Below are 17,567 nucleotides of genomic sequence, written 5' to 3' on the forward strand. Positions count from 1 at the left end.
ATTATCCCCCCAAGTAGGCGTCCACAACTCGCTGGTCGTTCTGTACCTCTTCGGGCGTGCCTTGCATGAGTTTCTTTCCTTGGTCCATGACGATGATGGTGTCCGAGAGGTTCATGATGACCTCCATGTCGTGTTCGACGATGCAGAACGTGTAGCCCTGCTCTCGCAGACTCTCGATTCGCTCCAACAGCTTTTCGGTCAGTGCGGGGTTGACCCCGGCGACGGGTTCGTCCAGCAGGATGAGGTCCGGGTCGGTCATCAGCACGCGACCCAACTCCAGCAGTTTGCGCTGACCGCCCGAGAGATTGCCCGCGTACTCGTTGGTGAGGTGGTCGATTTCGAGGAATTCGAGCATCTCCAGCGCGCGCTCGCGGACCCCCTGCTCCTCGTCGGCGACCGCGCTACGGCGAAGCCACGCGTTGGTGAGACTCTCGCCGCGCTGGTCTTGGGGCGCGAGCATCAGGTTCTCCAGCACTGTCAGTCCCTGCAACTCGCGGGTGAGTTGGAACGTCCGGGAGAGACCTTCTTGGGAGACCCGGAACGGCCGCTTGTTCTTCACGTCGAGGTAGTCGTTCTTGACCTTCTCCTCGGCCTGATAGACGCCAGCGCCGATACCCGCGCCGACGAGCGCCGCGCCACCGGTCGCGAGCGTCGATACCCCCGCCGACGCCGCCGCCGCGAGACCGACGCCGCCGAAGGTCATCCCCGACGCGCTCATCCAGATGCCCTGCTCGGTGTCGCTCGGGCGCATGATGTCCTGCAAGTCGGTGCCGCGATACCGGACTTCTCCGCCGTCGGGTTCGTAGAACCCGCTGATGAGGTTGAACGTCGTGGTCTTCCCGGCACCGTTCGGGCCGATGAGACCCGTGACGGTACCCTCTTCGACCTCGAACGTCGCGCCATCGACGGCCGTGATGCCGCCGAACGTCTTTCGCAGGCCGTCTACTTCGAGTATCGCTTCGCCGGTTCCGTGAGTCTCGTGTTCGGATTCGACTGTCTCGCTCATTCTTCTGCCACCTCCGCGACCGTTCGTTTCTCGCCCCACAGCCCTTCGGGGCGGTAGTAGAGGATGACGATAAGGAGCGCGCCGATGAACGCGAGGCGGAGCGCCTGCACCGACGACCGGGCCGCCGTTGGGAAGAATGCCGCGATGTCGGCAGTCGCCTTCTGGAACGCCCAGTAGATGGTCGCGCCCAGAATCATCCCCTTGTTGTTGGCGGTACCGCCGATGATGAGCGCGAGGAACGCGATGAACGTCACCCGCGGCGCGAACATCGTGTGGACCAGACTCTGGAAGTAGATGGCGGTCAGGCCACCGGCGAATCCGGCCAGCGCCGACCCGAGCATCATGCTCTGGACCTTGTAGGCGAACGTGTTCTTCCCGAGGGAAGTCGCCACGTCCTCGTCCTCTCGGATGGCCTTCAGCACCCGGCCGAACGGCGACTCGACCGTAATCTCCGAGAGGTAGTAGAGCATGCCGAGCGAGGCGAGGGTCAACACCAGCAGGAACCGCGAGTAGTCGAACTCTGCGGTCCCGGCTTGGAACTTCATCAGCCACAGCAGGTTCTGGACGGTGTTGTTCACCGCCGCACCGACCCCGGCGCGCTGGAACGGGACGATGTTCGCCATCACGAAGTACCGGATGACGAACAGCCAAATCGCGCCGACGCCGACGATGCGGACGAACTCCACGCCCGACCCGAACCGTCCCCAGTTCGACCCGAGGTAGTAGACGCCGTAGAGGAACGCCGCGAGCAGACCCATCGTGACGAACAGGCCGATACTGCTCATCGCGTCGCCCGACCCGCCGCCGAGGACGATGAGCGGGGCGAAACACGCGACGAACACGATTGCGAGACCGAGCGCGATGGCGAAGTCGCGCCCCGAGAGGTCGCTGTACCGGCGGGCGACCGCGACGGCACCGAACACCCACACGAACAGCGACATCGCCGCGAGGAAGACGAACGCGACCATCGGCGAGTCGCCCGCGACGAACGCGGCTCCGAAGGCGGCGGCCGCGACGACTGCCCCGGCCATCGGCGCGTACCGACGGTTCGCGCCGTAGAATCCCGCGGTGACGCCCGCGAAGACGACGACGCCGAACAACCAATTCAGACTCACGCCGAAGACGGTCCACCACTCGAACGCCTGCCACGCGACGGCACCGGCGGCCAGACCGAACAGCGCACCCGCACCGAGCAAGAGGCGCTGTTCGGACTCGCTGGTCTCCATGCGCGAGCGTCGAGCCGCGACGTAGCCGACGCCGAGCGTCGTCAGCGCGAGTAGGCCGTCTACGACCCACCCGCCGATGCCGGGCGTATCCGAGATAGTTCGGCCCGCGGTGACGCCGCCGTCGGTCCGGTTCGCTTTTCCGCCGTCCGTGGCCATCTCGCCTCCGCGCTCGGTGCCCACCTGCGCGAGCAGGTAGGTCGCCACCGTCCAGAGGACGAGGACGACGAACCCGAGGAGCGCCGCGGCCGCGAGTGTGTCACCGGGGAGCGGGAAGTGTTCGCGGAACGGTTGGCTGAACCCGCGGAGCGACCCCGGCCCGTTCGCCAGCCAGCCTTCCGACTGGACGACGCGCTTGAGGATGACCGAGATTCCCAACACCGCGATTGCGAGGTAGTCCTCTCGGAGACGTATCGCCGGGAGCGCGACCAACATGCCGAGCAACCCGGCCACAAGCGTCCCGACGGCGATTGCCGGGAGCCACGGCCAGTTCCACCCGAGGATGTACGTGGCGAACTGCTGTTCGCTGGCGGGTGGTAAGACCAGCAACGCAGTGACGTACGCACCGACCAGATAGAACGCCACGTGACCGATGTCGAGCAGGCCGGTGTAGCCGAACTTGATGTTCAGTCCGAGCGCGAGTATCGCGTAGATACCCACGATGATGCCGAGCGATACGAGGCTGGATGATAGTGCCATGTTAGCTCCCTCCCGTGATGCCTTCCGGTTTGACCAGCAGGACGACGAACAGGATGGCGAACGCGATGGGGATGCGGTAGGTCGAACCGACGTTGGGAATCGCGTAGATGCCAACGTCCATCGAGAGACCCACGATGTAGCTCCCGAGAATCGCGCCGTACACCGACTGAAGTCCGCCGAGGATGACGCCCGCGAACATCGGGAGCAGGAGGAAGAACCCCATGTTGACCGTCAGTTGACTGAACAGGACGCCGAGCATCACGCCGCCGACCGCGGCGAACGCCCCGGCGATAATCCACGTCGCCATCATCACGCGGTCGGTGTTGATGCCGGTAATCTTGGCGAGGTCGATGTTGTCGCTGGACGCCCGCATCGCCTTGCCGAGTTTGGTCTCCTGTAGCAGGAAGTGCAACGACGCCATCATCCCGACGGCGATGAAGATGACCGATGCGCGCATCACCGAGAGGCGGACCCGCGTCGAGAACGACGACGACTGCGGAATCGACCCGCCGCCAGCCAGCAGGAACAGCAACGCGACGAACGTCACGATACCCGCGACGGCCGCGCTGAGTTTCGGGCCGACGGTGTAGCTGGTGCCGTAGCCCTCCGCGCCGCCGCTTCGCCAGCGATAGGCCGCGAGCGCCGCCCCGAGGGTCAGGACGACCAGTCCGAGGAGCGCCAGCCACGAGTAGGCCGCGGTGAACATCGCTTGGTCGGGGTTCGGTCCCGTGTCGATGACGTGCATCGTGAGACCGCTCCCGGTGACGTAGAAGTCGAAGAACTTCGCGGCCGACAGTCCCACGTCGTAGCCGAAGACGCTACCGACCTGCGGCACGACGTAGGTCCGGACCTGTCCGCCGTAGAACGCTTGGGTCCCGAACCGGAGGACGAACGAGAGACCCAGCGTGACGATGAGCATCGTCGCCAGCGACGCGTCTTTCGCGCGGAACTTCTGGAAGACGACTTTTTCGAGGAACGGTGCAATCCACGCGAGCATCAGCGCCGACAGGAGCAGTCCGGCCCATATCGAGGGGAACCCGACCACGACGACGGCACCGAGGACACCGGCGGCGAGGGAGTGGACCCCGAGCGCCACCGCCGGACTCGGGTCGCCCGGCCACCACGACCCCTTCAGCGCCCGCATGCCGCCGAGCAGGTACACCGCGGCTAGTACGGACCCAGTGGCGAGTGCGAATAGGACGGCCATCCCCACCGCGTCGAGCGTCCGGGAGGCCGTCACGAGTTCCTCGAACACCGGAACGGTGTCGGGTTTGTTGACGAATAGCGCCATGTACGCCCCGAGCATGAGGAGTTCCCCGTGCGCGAAGTTCGGTACCTCTGCGATATTGTACACCAGCGCCAGTCCGATAGCGCCGAGTGCGACGATACTGCCGGTAACTAAGCCGGTCACTATCGCATTTGCCAACCCAGTGCTAGGTGGCACGTGCGACCACCTCGCGTGTCTGCCTGTCACAACCTACCATATATCGTATCTCGCAAGCCCGACCTATTTGTGTCTTGCGCTTTTTCACACCCCGACGGCCGGAGGATACGAGGTGAGAGCGACGGCTGAGGGATTCGAGACCGAGAAATAGAGCGATTACACGTCCCGGCAGTCGGCGCAGATGAGTTGGCCGTTGACGTTGGTGAGTTCCCTGCTCAGGGTGCCGCAGGTCTCGCAGATGCTCCGGTCGGAGTAGTCGTAGCGGTCCCCGCCGTCGTCTGCGATGGTCTCGGCGGATTCGCTCGCCAATCGCTCGTTGCCCATCGATTCGCTACCCATCGGTTCGCCGCCGAGTGGTTCCTCCCGGAGCGAGGGGACGCCGGACAGCGACGCCGACGCCGAAATCACGTCGCGTTCCGAGAGGACGCCAAGGAGTTCGCCGTCGTTCGTCACGAGCAGACGACGAATGTCCTCGCGGGACATCGTGCCCGCGGCGTCGGACAACTCGCGGTCGGCGTTCACCGAGACGACCGGTTCGGACATCACCGACGACACCTCGGTTTCGGCCGGGACGCCCTCGTCGGCGACCAGTGCGAGAACGTCCGACTCGGTGACGATACCCACCGGGTCGCTCCCTCGAAGGACGATAGCACACCCCACTCCCTCTTCGCGCATGAGTCTGACCGCTCCCAGAACCGTATCAGATTCGCTGACGCCGACGTACTCCCGAGACATCACGTCCCGGACAGTCACTTCGCCTTCCATATGAGAACGATTGTCACTGGCAATCTAAAAAGTATCCCCGGCAGGTTTAAGCACGCGACGAGCCTACGTTAACAGTTGTCAGGGTTCGGCGGGTGATTCTCGCCTCGGGAGTTCGCTGGCGGTCGGTCGGCCGAGCGCATCCTATCGGCTGATTGGCCGAGCGTTCGCTGGCGGTCGGCCGAGGCGTCCGCGGTGGCCGTCGGCCACCGCGGAGATATAGCTACCTATGTTTAGAAAATATTTCTGATTGCGAAAGAACGACGGAGATGGCTTGCACGGGCGTCCTCAGTCGTCGCTCGCCGCCGCCTCGGTCGCACCCTCTTCGGCCTCGACTTCCGCGGTTTCGAGGTAGTCGTCGGCGTCGAGCGCCGCCTTACATCCCATGCCCGCGGCGGTCACGGCCTGCTGGTAGTGGTAGTCCACCACGTCGCCCGCGCCGAAGATGCCCGGCACGCCGGTCTTCGTCTGGCCGCCGCCCTTGCCGCCCTCGGTCTTGATGTAGCCCGCTTCGTCCATCTCGACCGCCGTGTCTTCGAGGTACTCGGTGTTGGGGGTGTGGCCGATGGCGAGGAAGACAGCACCCACGTCCATCTCGAACTCCTCGGTTTCAGGGTCGTCGAGTTTGTCGGTCGGGTGGCCCTCGGGGTGGCGGACCAGTTGCGCGTAATCGACGCCCTCCTCGACCGACCCGTGAATCTCGGTGACCTCTGCGTTCTCGATAATCTCGATTTCGCCCTCCTCGACCTTCTGTTCGGTGCGGTCTATCCAGTAGTCCTCGGCGCGGAACTCCTCGCGGCGGTGGACCAGATACACCTTCGAGGCGAACTTGGTGAGGAAGTTGGCCTCCTCCATCGCGGCGTCTCCGCCGCCGACTACCAGCATCTCCTCGTCGCGGAAGAACGCGCCGTCACAGGTCGCGCACGTCGAGACGCCGTAGCCCATCAGGTCGTCTTCGCCGGGGATGCCGAGGGTCCGTGCGCTCGCGCCCGAGGCGGCGATGAACGCGTCGGCGGTGTACACGTCGCCGTTCGAGAGTTCGACGCGGTAGGGCCGCGAGGAGTCGTCAACGTCCGCGATGACGCCGTTTTTGACCTCCGCGCCGAAGCGCGTGGCCTGCTCTTTCATGTTGTTGATGAGGTCCGGACCGCTGATACCCTCGGGGAATCCGGGGTAGTTCTCCACGTCGGTCGTCAGAGTCAACTGACCGCCCGGTTCGTCGCCCTCCAGTACGAGGGGGTCGTTGTTCGACCGCGCGGCGTAGATGGCCGCGGTCAGGCCCGCGATGCCGCTCCCCGAGATGATGAGTTTGCGGTGTTCGACTTCGGCGGTTACACCGCCTCCGTTTCGCTGGCCCTGCGGCCCAGCGCTCCCCCCATCGGCGGTGGCGATGCCCAACTTCTCGTCCAACTCGCCGGACTCGTCCAGCGCCTTCGTGTCGTCGTACCCGCCGATGAGTTCGTCGTCGATAAACACCTCCGGGGCGGTCTTCCGGCCGTTCGCGCGCTCTACCATCTCTTCGAATAGCTCCTCGTCACCGGTGACGTTGTAGGTCTCGTACTCGACGCCCTTCGAGTCGAAGAGGTCCTTGGCCTTCTCGCAGTAGGGGCAGTTCTCCTTGCAGTAAATCTCGACGTGCGGGTGTTCGGCCATAGTACAATATTGCTACCGGGGAGGTATTTAGCTTGTGTTGTCGCGTCGGCTTTCCGGTTTCGGGAGTCGTCGGAACTCGTCGGATTTTGTATACCACTAATATAGTTATTATCGACTAAAATGCTCGGTGAGGGAAACGAAGCGCCCGACGATCGGGAAGCAAAATTGAAACAGGTAGCCGAGGAACGTGACCTCGACCCCGACGCTTTGGAACGAGCGCATTCGGACGCCCAACTGGTTCTAGAGCAGACTCTTCAAACGTTCTCCGACCTCTCAGACACGGCGTTTCGACTCGTTCGTCTCAACGGTCTCGTTCTCACTATTCTCGTGGCAGTTTCGTCAAACGTACGTAATCTCCGAACGTACGTCAACGTACTGTCGGTTGGGGCCGTGTTACTCTTCATCGGTTCCGCATTTTTTGCTACGCTGAGCTATACGAGACAGACCGTAGACGGAGGTGTCAGTACAGATGCCTTCGACAAGTTGACCGAGTACAAGTTACGCGAAGACGAGTATCTAAACTGGGTACTCACGCTCGGATACCCGAAGTGGATAGAGAATGGTGTCGAAAAGAGCGACGAAAAAGAGCAGTGGATAGAGTACTCGCTACTGGCCTTTCTAGGGGCGATAATGATGCTACTCGGTAGAATGCTTTTGAGCATATACACTCAAGCGTAAAGCATGGACGAGAGCAGTGCTGGTACTAGAAACGTCACGATTACCCCGGACGACCTCGGTGAACCCGGAGCGACGACCTTCGGTAACGGGAACACATCCGGCACCGAAGACGACTCGGAAGACGAGTAACTGCGTCGCGTAGCAAGGTCGAAGTCTTTACTTCTCGTTTGACCCTACCACCAGTATGCCCGCCGACCTCGAAGAGAAGACCGACCGCTACGAAGGTCTGCTCGCCGAAGCCGTAGCCGCCGCCGAAATCGCGCCGCCCGAGGACACCCCGATGGGTGAGGCCGCGGCGGAGTGTCTGGAGATGGCGACCTCCTACCTCGAAGACGGCCGTCACTTCCGGGAGGAAGACGACTTGGTGAACGCGCTGGCGTCGTTCTCGTACGGCCACGCTTGGTTGGACGCGGGCGCGCGCGTTGGTCTGTTCGACGTGCCCCGTGAGGGCCACCTGTTCACGGTGTAGGCCGGAGACTGCCAGTTGGCGGCGACCCCGCCGACCGGCGGGCGCTCCTGCGGGAAGCACCCCCGAAACGTAACTCTCCGTGCCCGAACGCGGTGAATTTGGACGAGACCTGACGCGAAGTTTGGAAAACCGATTTTACCCCTGTCGTGATACTCGCTAGCATGGCACCTACGAGACGGACGGTTCTGCGCGCCTCCGCGCTCGGCGTCGCCGGGTCGATTGCGGGGTACGCGGGCGCGAGCGAGAACCGACAGGAGACCGAAACGACCACCGAAGGGACTGGGGAGACGACCACGGCCCGACAATCCGACGAGACCGTCGTTCTCGGCGGACAGGTCGAGTACTGGTACGGTCTCGCGCCGTCGGAGATTCAGGGACGGGAGAACCCGACGCTCACGATGCGACCGGGGACCGTCTACGAAGTCGTGTGGGTCAACCTCGACGGCGTGGAACACGAACTGCGCGTCTTCGACGGAAACGACGAGGAAGTCGTCTCGACTTCCTCGTCGTCGGCCGTCGGTGCGAGTCGGTCGGTCGTCTTCGAAGCGACCGACCGACTCGCGCGCTACGACTGCGAGTACCACCCCGAGAGCATGCGAGGGCAGGTGACACAGGGCGGGACGACGACAGGCGGGACGGCGACGGAAACGACCACCGGGGACGGCGGCGGTGGCGGGCCGTACTGACGAGAGACGTTCGTGGAACCCTCTAAAATATGATATTAATCGGAAAAGAACGAAACAAGTTGCTTTAGCGTCGAGAGTCGGCGGTTCGGACTCGTCTCAGCGCGACGAGTGGCGGCGCTCGGTGTCGCGTTCGCTCCCGTGACCGCGGCGACTGCCGTACCGCCGGTCGCGCTCGCTCGTCCCTTCTCGGCCGCCGTGACGGTGTTCTCGCTCGCCGCCGGTCCCTTCGCGGAAGGACGAGTCGCTCGGGTCGGAGTGGCGGGTGGTCTCACCTCGCTGGCCGGTTATCCGCCCCGAGATTCCGTCCTCGCGGTGACTGCCCCGCTGACTCCCGGCGTTCGGGGACTCAGTATCGGAGTGAGTCGTCTCGGTTTCGGTCGTCCGGTTGCTCCCCCACCGATTCGCGTGTCCGTGGCCGGTCTCGTCGTGCCTCAACTGTCGGGCGCGACGTTCTCGGTCCCGGTCGGCGGCGTCGCCGTACTCGTTCGTGTGTCGTTCGTCGGCGGGGTGGTCGCCGCGTCGGGTCTCGCCGCTCTCGTGGAGTCGGTCCTCGTTCGCCGCTTCGCGCCGTCGCTGTTCTCTGTGCGGATTAGCCATCTTCGAAACCCCCGGAAGATGATTGCCCGAGAACGTCCTTGGACTTGGTGGCTGGCTATCCAAGCAACCCGAACCCGAACATCGGACCGAACAGCAGGTGGAGCGCGATGCCGACGAGCAGGGCCGGAATCGTGGTGTAGATGGAGGCGACGACGGCCGCCGTCTTGTCTACCGCCAGCAGGGGAAACAGCGCGTCGCCGTCCTGACTGATGGCGTTGGCCGTCAGCGCCGAGAAGGGAATCGCGCCCTCGGCGTACACCCCCGCGAGGACGATTTGCGGGCCGCACCCCGGAATCAGCCCCACGAGCGCGCCCGCGACGGGTGCGAGCAGGCCCGCGGCCGCCGCGAGCGCGCCCACGTCCACCCCGAGCGCGAGGACGCCGTACTCGTAGAGCAGGTAGGCCGCCAGAACCCACACCGTGACGAAACTCGTCTCCATCGCGGCGTGGACGAGCGTATCGTAGGTCCCCGAGAACGACTCTCGGGCGCGCCCGACCTGCCCGTCGCCGAGGTACCGGCGGCCGACGAAGTAGAGGAAGAACGACAGCGTGGTCCCGGTGATACCGACCACGGTGAACAGGCCCGCGAACGAAGTCCCGACTTCGAGGGGCACCTCGGGAGCGCCCGCGAGGAGGTACGTAATCCCGAGTCCGAGGGCGGCGACGGCGGCGACCCACCAGAGGGCGTGGGCGGCGTGGGACACCGGCGTCAGCACCGGCGACTCCTTCGCGGGCGAGTGGTCGTGAGTCGCGCAACTCCCGTCGTCGTAGTCGTGGGGTCCGGTAGCGGCCTTCGAAGGGGTCGCGGCCGCGCCGCCGTCGGTCGCGGTCCGGTCGATTTTCCGGACCGCGGCGTCCACGCGGCCGACGCCGACCCCGAAGCGGTCGATGACGTACCCCGAGACGATGGCGACCCCGAACGCGAGTCCGTAGGCGTAGACGGCCGCCTTCGGCGCGAGCGCCAGAATGACGAACGCGGAGTCGCCCGCAGTAGCGATGAGCGTGGCGACGACGGTGCCGAAACTGACCGTCCCGCGGACGTAGAGGGGCATCATCACGATGGCCCCGCCGCATCCGGGCGTCAGTCCCATCGCCGCGCCGACGAGCGGTTGTGCGCGCTCGTTCTCGCCGAGTCGTTCGACCAGCGCGCCGCCGGTCCGGTACTGGACGAGACCGAACAACAGGACCGTGACCGCGACGAACGCACTGACTTGGACGTAGCCGTCGCGGACCGACGCCACGAATATCTCGATACTACTCGCCATCTCTTTCGGCCTCCGAGACCGTGAAATGCGCATTCGAGGGTGTTTTAGACATATCTAAATCTGAGTTTAGCATGGTACAACTTAGCTATTTTGGTCGTCGCTCGTTCTTACCGAGCGTGGTTTTGCGACAACTTTTTTCTATCAGCCACGCGCATGGCACATCTGTATGAACGAAACGTACGTACGGCTGGTGTGTCCGGAATGTAGCAAGGATTGGGAAGAGTCACCGGACGACCTCCCGTCCCACGACGAGATGTTCCACTGTCCGAACTGTCACGCCAGTCGTCGGACCGCGGAGTTCACGCGGACTGAACGGGACTTAGAGACGCTAAAACAGTTCCAGTAGTCAGTTGCTGGTCGCGGAGCGTGCGCCACACGCTTCGCACCGCAACAACAGCGCGCTCTGTTCTCGTTCGAGTTTCGTGTCCGGCAAGCCACACTCCGGACAGAGGACGAACGCCTCGGTGTAGTCGTCGATAGCGTCGTCGATTCGGCGCTCGCTGAACTCGCCGGTCAGACGCGCGCGTCCGCTCTCGTCTATGTGTGCGCTGGTCCCCAACTCGTCCTGTAGGAACTTCAGAACGTGGTCCTCATCGCGGCCGAGTCTGTCGAGCGTGTCCTGAAAGTTCTCGTAGACGGTGGCGTTCCCCTCTTGGCGCACTTCGGCGTCGGGAACCTCGAAGCGGTCGCCGTCACCGTCGATTTCGGGCGTTTCGTCCATCGCCCGTTCGAGATGGTCGTCGTAGCCCTTCATGGTTGGCTCAAGGGCCGCAATCGGATAAAAACCTTTCAGACTCGAAGGGAACTATGGGGGTCGGCCAGCGTGCCGGGCGGTTGGTTGCGCCCCGAAGTGAAACGGACACAACAGTTTGCAACCGTTTCACAACATCGTCTTACTCCCGCTTCGTTGCGATTATGGCGTTACATGACGGAGTAATTCGTACTCCGTGTTAACGGGACTCAAGATAATACTATAACCCTGCAACTGTTAGCCTCGTTTGCTTATGAAGAAGCAGGAACTCATCCACCTTCACGGCCTTCTCGCCGAGGTCGGGAACTACTTCGAGGAAGAGAACAGCACCGAAGTCGACCTTTCCGAGTACGATTCGCTCGGCGTACGACCAACTTCTATTCACAAGTCGAAGACAGACCACAAAGCGGCAGTCTTCGCTATGGCGAAAGCAATAACCTCCGAAATGCACGAAGCCGAGGCGGACGAGAAAGTCGCCGCCAAGGCCGACTGAACTGCGAACGACGTTCCTCGAAATCTCGATACGACTCGCTAGTGGCGTCTCTGTTCTGCGAACAACTCGATAGTTCCCGGCCGAACCGCCCACGAGACGGTGCGAAACGTTTCGACCGAGAAACAGTAAGCTACGAGTATCGGCTACCGGAGAATAGACGTGCCCGTCACGCCGCGCGAAGGCGAGGGGCTAGCAGAGTCGGTCGTCACTCGATGAGGTCCTCGAACTCGGGGAGGACTTCATCGTCGCTGTCGCTCTGACCCGTAGATTCGACTTCGGCCTCTTCGGAATCGGTTTCCTCGGCGTCGGTCTCCTCGGACTCGTCGTCGTCCTCCTCGATGACTTCGACTTCGAGGACGGTGAGGGGGATGTTTTCGAGGCGCTGGCCGATTTCCTTGCGCGCGATGCGCGAGGCGTGTTCCTCGCGTTCGACGTTGAACACCGACATCTCCAGTTCGAGAGCGACGAGGCTCTCGTCGGCCGCGATGAACGCCGGTTCGAGTTCCTCCCCGCAGTGAGGGCAGGAACGACCCCCCATGTTGATTTCGACGTAGTTGAGGTCGGGGTTGAGCAACTCTCCGGTCTTGGAGATTGCGATGCGGACTGCCTCGTCCGGTGTCTCCACGTCGTAGACCGGGACTGCGGCTTCCACGACAACTCTGCAGTTCATAGGCGCATAGAAGTTGTAGCGCCAACAGTATCAACTTTGGCCCCAAAGCGAAAGACTTCCACCGTGCCAAACCTTTCGGTCTCCCGATGGACTCGGGTTCGATACCTGTCGGCGACCTCTCGGGTGGTCTCGACTTGCAGGCGACGTTGGAGAGCGGCCAGACGTTCCTCTGGCGGCGCGAGGACGGACGCGCCTACGAGACTGCCGACGCGACCGGCGGGTCGGCGTGGTACTACACCGTCGTCGGCTGGAACGACGACGCCGACCCGGAAGTCGTCCGGGCGCGACAGCGAGACGGGATGGTCGAGTGGGAGGCGACGACCGACGCCGACTCGCTTCTGGCGGACCGACTCCGACTCGACGACGACCTGCCCGCCATCTTCGACCGCATCCCCGACGACCCCCTGCTCGCGGACGCCCGCGACGCCTACCGGGGCCTCCGAATCGTGGACGACCCCTTCTTCCCGTGTCTCGTGTCGTTCATCTGTTCGGCCCAGATGCGGGTCGGGCGCATCCACGGGATGCAGACCGCCCTCGCCCGCGAGTTCGGCGAGACGGTGCGTTTCGACGGCGAGACCTACCACGGGTTTCCGACGCCCGACCGCCTCGCGCGTGCCACCGAGGACGAACTCCGGGAGTTAGGCTTGGGCTACCGCGCTCCCTACGTCCGGCGGTCGGCGGAACTGGTCGCCTCCGGCGAGGCCACCTCCGAGGACGTTCGTGGTCTCGACTACGCGGACGCCCGCGAAGCGATGCAGACGTTCGTCGGCGTCGGCGACAAGGTGGCCGACTGCGTGTTGTTGTTCTCGCTGGGCTATCTGGAGGCGGTTCCGCTGGACACGTGGATTCAGACCGCCATCGCCGACTACTACCCCGACTGCGAGAAGGGGTCGTACGCCGAGACTTCCGACGCGATTCGCGCGGCGTTCGGCGGCGAGTTCGCGGGGTACGCCCAGACCTACGTGTTCCACTACCTCCGAAACCGAGGGTAAGGGCCGTCGGTCTCTCCGCTCCCGACGGCCCGCCAGCGCGCGTCCGGAGAGCGGGAGAGCGCCGGTACTCTTCGCACGCGCAAAGAATTAATATTAAAGATTGTAACGTCCGACTCGACCGCTTCGCCGACCCGAAACGCGGACGCCGGGACCCACCTTTAAAAGTCAGAACGCCGAACAACCGGCAATGCCTGAGGACTCCCAGAACGACGAGCGAACCCGAGCGCACGTCTTCGTCTCCGGGCGGGTACAGGGCGTCTACTACCGAGCGAACACCCGCGACACCGCCCGAGAGAAGGGCATCGACGGGTGGGTTCAGAACCTCGCGGACGGCCGGGTCGAAGCGGTTTTCGAGGGACCGGACGACGACGTGGAGTCGATGGTCGAGTGGTGTCACACCGGCAGTCCGGCCGCCGACGTGGACGACGTGACAGTCGAGTACGGCGACCCCGAAGGCGAAGACGGCTTCCGGATTCGACGATAGCGGGACCGCGCTTCCGAAAGAAGAGACTCTGGTCGGAACTCCGGCATTCAGTACCGGTCGTCGCGGCGCGCGTCCCGACTGTCGGCGTCGTCGTTCCGACCACCGAACCGCTCGAATCGGTCGCTCCCGGACTGGTCGCGTTCCCGGCCCTGCGTCTGCTGGTTGCGGATGTCGTGACCGCGGCGTTGACTCACGGTCCGGCGACTCCCGTACCGCCGCGTCCGAGCGGAACCGCTCCGGGCCTGTTCGTCGCCGGACGGCCCTTCCGTCCGGCGTCTCGACTCTTCGAGACGCCGGGAGTACGACCGGTCGTCGGCGGGTCGCTGATGCGGTTGTTCGGTGGGTCGCTGATTCCCTTCCGTCGGCCGCTGGTGCGGTTGCTTCGAGGGCGTCTGCTCCGTCGGCGTCTGCTGGTGAGTCTGCTGTGGCGACGGTCGTCGCTCCGGCGACTGCTCGGCGGACGGGTCCCGCCCCCGCGACTGCTGTCGGGACGCGTTCCGCTCTCGCTCGGAGAACTGCTCGCCGCCGTGCGGTGGCCCGGCGTGACTCGACTGGTGGCGGGACTCGCCGCCGTGTTGGAGTCCGTGACGGCTTTCCTCCGGGTTCTGCGACGGCTGGCCCGTCCCTTCGCTCTGGCGCGACGACTCCCGCGGAACGTGGTCGCCCCGCTGTCGCGCCTCGGCACCGTAGCGAAAACTCGCCCGGTCCCCGCCCGCCGACTGGTCCTCGTCGCCGACCGGAATCAGTAGTTCCTCGCCCTGCATCCGCCGTTTGACCGCCGACTCGACCTGTTCGGGACTTCGCGGGTCGCCGCGCCCGCGTTCTTCGGTGGTTCGTCCCCATCGCGGTTCCTCGCGGCCGCCCCGTCGGTACTGGTCGTTCGACATCGGTAATCTCCCCGCCGAACGTTCGGCCCGCGAGACTCTTATCGGTGCTGGCTAGAGTGGGCTGACATTCGCGCTTTAGATATGTTTACTTGTTTTTTAGCAATATTTTGCATTCTTTAGTACTTCTATAGGGTTCTCTCGGACGAGGGGGACCGTCGTCACACCTCGTCGGAGTCGAACGGGACTACTCGGAGGGAGACCGACTCGTCGGAGGTAAACGAGACTGCTCGGCGATAAACGGACTAATCGAGAAGAACTAGCTTCAGGCTTGAGCCAATCATACCGCAACCGCACCGCACAGCACCGCGCCCCGTGCCTCCCCGCACCGCGAGCGCCGACCGGCGCTCGCGGTGCGCGTCCCGTGGTCGATTGGTCGGGTGCATCCCGCCGTCGGTGACGATTCGCGGAACCGCCGCCGTCGTCCGCGACGACAGGACTTAACGCGCTTGCCGACCAATCACCCGGCATGATTTCGGCAAACAGGATGGCGCAGGTAGACGCCAACGCCGCCGCTCTCGGCGTCCCACAGAAGCAGTTGATGGAGTCGAGCGGCAACGCCGTCGCCCGCGCGGTCCGCGAGGCGGCCGACCCCGGCGCGCGCGTGGCCGTCGTCGCTGGCCGCGGAAACAACGGCGGGGACGCCTTCGTCGCGGTCCGGTTCTTGGACGACTACGAGGTTTCGGTCCACCTGCTCGGACGGTCCGAGACCATCTCGACCGACATCGCCCGACGGAACTGGGACGCACTCCGGCAGGGCGAGTACGAAGTCGAGGAAGTCGGCGACTCCCGTAGCTTCGAGTTGCCCGACTGCGACGTAATCGTGGACGCGATGCTCGGAACCGGCGTCACGGGCGCGCTCCGCGAACCCGAGGCCACCGCCGCCGAGCGAATCAACGACGCCGACGCCACCGTAGTCTCGGTGGACGTGCCCTCGGGCGTGAACGCGGACACGGGGGAGACCGAAGGTACCGCGGTCGAGGCCGACCGCGTGGTCACGTTCCACGACCTGAAACCCGGTCTCGACTCGCTGGACGCCGCGGTGACAGTCGCGGACATCGGCATCCCCGCGGCCGCCGAGCGACTCGTCGGGCCGGGCGACCTGCTCCCGGTCCGGCGCGGCGCGAAACCCGAGGATAGCCGGGCCTACGTCGTCGGCGGCGGCCCCTACACGGGTGCCCCGGCGCTCGCGGCCCAGTCCGCGCTCCGGACCGGCGCGGACCTCTCGTTCGTCGCCGCGCCCGAGACCGTCGCGCCCCAGATTCAGAGCTACGCCGAGGACCTCATCGTCCAGTCCTACGACGGCGACCGACTCGCGCCCGAACAGGTCCCGAACCTCGTGGACACCGCCGAGAGCTACGACGACGTGGTGGTCCTCGGGCCGGGTCTCGGCAACGCCGACGAGACCCTCGAAGCCGCGAAACGGTTCCTCGCGGAGTTCTCGGGCCGGGCGGTCGTGGACGCCGACGCCCTCCCGGTCGTCCCCGACGTTGATACCGACGCGACCCTCGTCTGCACCCCGAACCGGAAGGAACTGGCGAAGATGGGCGGTCCCGAAGTCGAGAGCGCCGACGCCCTGCGCGACCACGCCGACGAAATCGAGGACTTCGCCGCGGACCTCGGCCACGTCGTGGTCGCAAAGGCCAGAGACGACATCGTGACCGACGGCGAGCGCACTCGCGTCTCGACGGCGGGCACGTCGGGCATGAGCGTCGGCGGCACGGGCGACACGCTCGCGGGCGCGGTCGCGGGCTTGCTCGGCGCGCACGACCCCTTCCAGTCGGCGTGCATGGCGACCTACGCCAACGGACGGGCGGCCGAACTGCTGGACGAGGACCGCCACGACGGTCTGCTGGCCTCGGACTTACTCGACGCCCTCCCCCGCGCCCTGTGGGGTGACGACGATGAGTGAAGACGGCGAGACCGCCGGAGACGAGACCGACCTCACCCACACCGACGCCGAGGGCGAGGTCCAGATGGTGGACGTGGGCGACAAGCCCGACACGGCCCGCCGAGCGGTCGCCGCGGGCGAAATCAACCTCCGACCCGAGACGGTCGAAGCCATCCGCGACGACGAGGTGAGCAAGGGCGACGTGCTGGCCACCGCCCGCGTCGGCGCGGTGCAGGCGGTCAAGCACACGTGGGAGACCATCCCGATGTGCCACCAGATTCCCATCACGAACGTCGAGACCGACTTCGAGTTGTTCGCCGACCGCGTGACCCTCGAAGTCGCCGTCGAGACGACGGGCAAGACCGGTTGCGAGATGGAGGCGCTGGAGGGCGTGACGACCGGTCTGAACGTGGTGTGGGACATGGTGAAAGCCGCGGAGAAGAGCGCGGAGAACGCCGACGACCAGTATCCCGAAACGTCAATCGACCGTGTGCGGGTGGTCGAGAAGACCAAGCGCGAGTTGTAGTCTCGGACTCACGTCTCGTCGGTGGTGTCGTCGTCCCCTCTCCCGTCGCCGTCTCTCTTTTCGTCCGGTTCATCGGTCTCCCGATACGCGATTTCCTCGTCGAGGGTTGCGGGAAAGTCGGGCGGCGCGTCCTCTGCCCGGCGTTCTCTCCGATTCACGTCGTACCAGTGGCCGACGCTCGCCGCCGCGAACACGGCGACGATGAGTACGGCCGCGGCGACCGGAGGTAAGCGGTCGAACGGCGGAACGTCGTACCGGAGTAGTCCGAGCAGGCCTGTCGAGAGCGCGGTCAGCACGAGGTACACTTTGGGCCACGCCACCCGCGTCGGATTCGATTCGCGGGCCATCGTCTGTACGGCAGGCGTCCAGCGTCGAGTACTCCCGTCGGTCGGCCG

General features: G+C 64.7%; 21 protein-coding genes. 10 read left to right on the plus strand and 11 right to left on the minus strand.

Features of this window, described 5'->3' with window-relative positions; translation table 11 throughout:
• Position 1: 1 nt before the first annotated feature.
• The 5 genes from P2T60_RS08980 to grxC all read right to left on the minus strand — a co-directional run bounded on the left by P2T60_RS08980 (position 2) and on the right by grxC (position 6,787).
• Complete coding sequence (locus P2T60_RS08980; RefSeq protein WP_276278907.1) at positions 2 to 1,006, minus strand: ABC transporter ATP-binding protein; 1,005 nt, start codon at positions 1,004 to 1,006, stop codon at positions 2 to 4.
• Positions 1,003 to 2,928, minus strand: a complete 1,926-nt coding sequence (locus tag P2T60_RS08985; protein ID WP_276278908.1) for a branched-chain amino acid ABC transporter permease — start codon at positions 2,926 to 2,928, stop codon at positions 1,003 to 1,005. Before P2T60_RS08985 ends, P2T60_RS08980 begins: the two co-directional genes overlap by 4 nt.
• A 1-nt stretch (position 2,929) precedes the next feature.
• Positions 2,930 to 4,339, minus strand: a complete 1,410-nt coding sequence (locus P2T60_RS08990) for a branched-chain amino acid ABC transporter permease (RefSeq protein ID WP_276278909.1) — start codon at positions 4,337 to 4,339, stop codon at positions 2,930 to 2,932.
• Between the two features lie 189 nt (positions 4,340 to 4,528).
• Positions 4,529 to 5,137 carry a CBS domain-containing protein gene (locus P2T60_RS08995; RefSeq protein WP_276278910.1) on the minus strand — a complete coding sequence of 203 codons (609 nt, stop codon included), beginning with the start codon at positions 5,135 to 5,137 and terminating at the stop codon, positions 4,529 to 4,531.
• Between the two features lie 285 nt (positions 5,138 to 5,422).
• Positions 5,423 to 6,787 (minus strand): glutaredoxin 3, encoded by a 1,365-nt coding sequence (gene grxC / locus P2T60_RS09000; protein WP_276278911.1) that lies wholly within the window; start codon positions 6,785 to 6,787, stop codon positions 5,423 to 5,425.
• A gap of 120 nt (positions 6,788 to 6,907) precedes the next feature.
• On the opposite strand from grxC, the gene P2T60_RS09005 reads away from it, so the two are divergent.
• From P2T60_RS09005 to P2T60_RS09020, 4 genes are all read left to right on the plus strand, one after another.
• Positions 6,908 to 7,465, plus strand: a complete 558-nt coding sequence (locus P2T60_RS09005; protein ID WP_276278912.1) for a hypothetical protein — start codon at positions 6,908 to 6,910, stop codon at positions 7,463 to 7,465.
• Positions 7,466 to 7,468: 3 nt separating this feature from the next.
• Positions 7,469 to 7,594: a hypothetical protein gene (locus tag P2T60_RS09010; protein ID WP_276278913.1), complete on the plus strand. Its 126-nt coding sequence runs from the start codon at positions 7,469 to 7,471 to the stop codon at positions 7,592 to 7,594.
• A 55-nt stretch (positions 7,595 to 7,649) separates the two neighbouring features.
• Positions 7,650 to 7,934 carry a DUF357 domain-containing protein gene (locus tag P2T60_RS09015; protein WP_276278914.1) on the plus strand — a complete coding sequence of 95 codons (285 nt, stop codon included), beginning with the start codon at positions 7,650 to 7,652 and terminating at the stop codon, positions 7,932 to 7,934.
• A gap of 161 nt (positions 7,935 to 8,095) precedes the next feature.
• A complete protein-coding gene (locus P2T60_RS09020; RefSeq protein WP_276278915.1) occupies positions 8,096 to 8,620 on the plus strand; it encodes a hypothetical protein in 525 nt (174 codons plus the stop codon).
• A gap of 96 nt (positions 8,621 to 8,716) precedes the next feature.
• On the opposite strand, the gene P2T60_RS09025 is transcribed toward P2T60_RS09020, so the two are convergent.
• Both P2T60_RS09025 and P2T60_RS09030 read right to left on the minus strand, forming a co-directional pair.
• A complete protein-coding gene (locus P2T60_RS09025) occupies positions 8,717 to 9,217 on the minus strand; it encodes a hypothetical protein (protein WP_276278916.1) in 501 nt (166 codons plus the stop codon).
• Between the two features lie 55 nt (positions 9,218 to 9,272).
• Entirely contained in the window at positions 9,273 to 10,481 is a 1,209-nt protein-coding gene (locus tag P2T60_RS09030) for a putative manganese transporter (RefSeq protein WP_276278917.1), read from the minus strand.
• Positions 10,482 to 10,647: 166 nt separating this feature from the next.
• Between P2T60_RS09030 and P2T60_RS09035 the strand changes: the two genes are divergently transcribed.
• Positions 10,648 to 10,827, plus strand: a complete 180-nt coding sequence (locus P2T60_RS09035; RefSeq protein WP_276278918.1) for a DUF7836 family putative zinc-binding protein — start codon at positions 10,648 to 10,650, stop codon at positions 10,825 to 10,827.
• Here P2T60_RS09035 and P2T60_RS09040 read toward each other — a convergent pair whose 3' ends face one another.
• Complete coding sequence (locus tag P2T60_RS09040) at positions 10,828 to 11,235, minus strand: translation initiation factor IF-2 subunit beta (RefSeq protein ID WP_276278919.1); 408 nt, start codon at positions 11,233 to 11,235, stop codon at positions 10,828 to 10,830.
• Positions 11,236 to 11,485: 250 nt separating this feature from the next.
• Here P2T60_RS09040 and P2T60_RS09045 point away from each other — a divergent pair, with 250 nt between their 5' ends.
• On the plus strand, positions 11,486 to 11,725 hold the full coding sequence (locus P2T60_RS09045) for a UPF0058 family protein (protein WP_276278920.1): 240 nt from the start codon (positions 11,486 to 11,488) through the stop codon (positions 11,723 to 11,725).
• A gap of 205 nt (positions 11,726 to 11,930) precedes the next feature.
• Here P2T60_RS09045 and P2T60_RS09050 read toward each other — a convergent pair whose 3' ends face one another.
• Positions 11,931 to 12,395, minus strand: coding sequence for a DUF555 domain-containing protein (locus P2T60_RS09050; protein ID WP_276278921.1), 465 nt, complete (start codon positions 12,393 to 12,395; stop codon positions 11,931 to 11,933).
• Positions 12,396 to 12,481: 86 nt separating this feature from the next.
• On the opposite strand from P2T60_RS09050, the gene P2T60_RS09055 reads away from it, so the two are divergent.
• Both P2T60_RS09055 and P2T60_RS09060 read left to right on the plus strand, forming a co-directional pair.
• A complete protein-coding gene (locus P2T60_RS09055; RefSeq protein ID WP_276278922.1) occupies positions 12,482 to 13,387 on the plus strand; it encodes a DNA-3-methyladenine glycosylase family protein in 906 nt (301 codons plus the stop codon).
• A 187-nt stretch (positions 13,388 to 13,574) separates the two neighbouring features.
• Positions 13,575 to 13,871 (plus strand): acylphosphatase, encoded by a 297-nt coding sequence (locus P2T60_RS09060; RefSeq protein ID WP_276278923.1) that lies wholly within the window; start codon positions 13,575 to 13,577, stop codon positions 13,869 to 13,871.
• Positions 13,872 to 13,918: 47 nt separating this feature from the next.
• Here the strand turns inward: P2T60_RS09060 and P2T60_RS09065 are convergent, their stop codons facing one another.
• The gene (locus P2T60_RS09065) at positions 13,919 to 14,758 is read right to left on the minus strand and encodes a hypothetical protein (RefSeq protein ID WP_276278924.1); all 840 of its coding nucleotides are present in this window, start codon (positions 14,756 to 14,758) and stop codon (positions 13,919 to 13,921) included.
• A 466-nt stretch (positions 14,759 to 15,224) separates the two neighbouring features.
• Here P2T60_RS09065 and P2T60_RS09070 point away from each other — a divergent pair, with 466 nt between their 5' ends.
• Positions 15,225 to 16,667, plus strand: a complete 1,443-nt coding sequence (locus tag P2T60_RS09070; RefSeq protein WP_276278925.1) for an NAD(P)H-hydrate epimerase — start codon at positions 15,225 to 15,227, stop codon at positions 16,665 to 16,667.
• Complete coding sequence (moaC, locus tag P2T60_RS09075; protein ID WP_276278926.1) at positions 16,660 to 17,172, plus strand: cyclic pyranopterin monophosphate synthase MoaC; 513 nt, start codon at positions 16,660 to 16,662, stop codon at positions 17,170 to 17,172. Before P2T60_RS09070 ends, moaC begins: the two co-directional genes overlap by 8 nt.
• An 8-nt stretch (positions 17,173 to 17,180) precedes the next feature.
• Here moaC and P2T60_RS09080 read toward each other — a convergent pair whose 3' ends face one another.
• On the minus strand, positions 17,181 to 17,519 hold the full coding sequence (locus tag P2T60_RS09080) for a hypothetical protein (RefSeq protein WP_276278927.1): 339 nt from the start codon (positions 17,517 to 17,519) through the stop codon (positions 17,181 to 17,183).
• Between the last annotated feature and the right edge of the window lie 48 nt (positions 17,520 to 17,567).

It is taken from the genome of Halorussus caseinilyticus, from assembly GCF_029338395.1.
In the GTDB taxonomy this organism is placed as follows: Archaea; Halobacteriota; Halobacteria; order Halobacteriales; family Haladaptataceae; genus Halorussus; species Halorussus caseinilyticus.

What these genes read in the sequence shown, in the direction of transcription:
- moaC (WP_276278926.1), top strand. Translation starts at nt 16,660, where the DNA reads ATGAGTGAAGACGGCGAGACCGCCGGAGACGAGACCGACCTCACCCAC.
- P2T60_RS09070 (WP_276278925.1), top strand. Translation starts at nt 15,225, where the DNA reads ATGATTTCGGCAAACAGGATGGCGCAGGTAGACGCCAACGCCGCCGCT.
- P2T60_RS09015 (WP_276278914.1), top strand. Translation starts at nt 7,650, where the DNA reads ATGCCCGCCGACCTCGAAGAGAAGACCGACCGCTACGAAGGTCTGCTC.
- P2T60_RS09055 (WP_276278922.1), top strand. Translation starts at nt 12,482, where the DNA reads ATGGACTCGGGTTCGATACCTGTCGGCGACCTCTCGGGTGGTCTCGAC.
- P2T60_RS09060 (WP_276278923.1), top strand. Translation starts at nt 13,575, where the DNA reads ATGCCTGAGGACTCCCAGAACGACGAGCGAACCCGAGCGCACGTCTTC.
- P2T60_RS08980 (WP_276278907.1), bottom strand. Translation starts at nt 1,006, where the DNA reads ATGAGCGAGACAGTCGAATCCGAACACGAGACTCACGGAACCGGCGAA.
- P2T60_RS09040 (WP_276278919.1), bottom strand. Translation starts at nt 11,235, where the DNA reads ATGAAGGGCTACGACGACCATCTCGAACGGGCGATGGACGAAACGCCC.
- P2T60_RS09035 (WP_276278918.1), top strand. Translation starts at nt 10,648, where the DNA reads ATGAACGAAACGTACGTACGGCTGGTGTGTCCGGAATGTAGCAAGGAT.
- P2T60_RS09030 (WP_276278917.1), bottom strand. Translation starts at nt 10,481, where the DNA reads ATGGCGAGTAGTATCGAGATATTCGTGGCGTCGGTCCGCGACGGCTAC.
- P2T60_RS08995 (WP_276278910.1), bottom strand. Translation starts at nt 5,137, where the DNA reads ATGGAAGGCGAAGTGACTGTCCGGGACGTGATGTCTCGGGAGTACGTC.
- P2T60_RS09010 (WP_276278913.1), top strand. Translation starts at nt 7,469, where the DNA reads ATGGACGAGAGCAGTGCTGGTACTAGAAACGTCACGATTACCCCGGAC.
- P2T60_RS09080 (WP_276278927.1), bottom strand. Translation starts at nt 17,519, where the DNA reads ATGGCCCGCGAATCGAATCCGACGCGGGTGGCGTGGCCCAAAGTGTAC.
- P2T60_RS09025 (WP_276278916.1), bottom strand. Translation starts at nt 9,217, where the DNA reads ATGGCTAATCCGCACAGAGAACAGCGACGGCGCGAAGCGGCGAACGAG.
- P2T60_RS09050 (WP_276278921.1), bottom strand. Translation starts at nt 12,395, where the DNA reads ATGAACTGCAGAGTTGTCGTGGAAGCCGCAGTCCCGGTCTACGACGTG.
- P2T60_RS08985 (WP_276278908.1), bottom strand. Translation starts at nt 2,928, where the DNA reads ATGGCACTATCATCCAGCCTCGTATCGCTCGGCATCATCGTGGGTATC.
- P2T60_RS09045 (WP_276278920.1), top strand. Translation starts at nt 11,486, where the DNA reads ATGAAGAAGCAGGAACTCATCCACCTTCACGGCCTTCTCGCCGAGGTC.
- P2T60_RS09005 (WP_276278912.1), top strand. Translation starts at nt 6,908, where the DNA reads ATGCTCGGTGAGGGAAACGAAGCGCCCGACGATCGGGAAGCAAAATTG.
- P2T60_RS09020 (WP_276278915.1), top strand. Translation starts at nt 8,096, where the DNA reads ATGGCACCTACGAGACGGACGGTTCTGCGCGCCTCCGCGCTCGGCGTC.
- P2T60_RS09065 (WP_276278924.1), bottom strand. Translation starts at nt 14,758, where the DNA reads ATGTCGAACGACCAGTACCGACGGGGCGGCCGCGAGGAACCGCGATGG.
- grxC (WP_276278911.1), bottom strand. Translation starts at nt 6,787, where the DNA reads ATGGCCGAACACCCGCACGTCGAGATTTACTGCAAGGAGAACTGCCCC.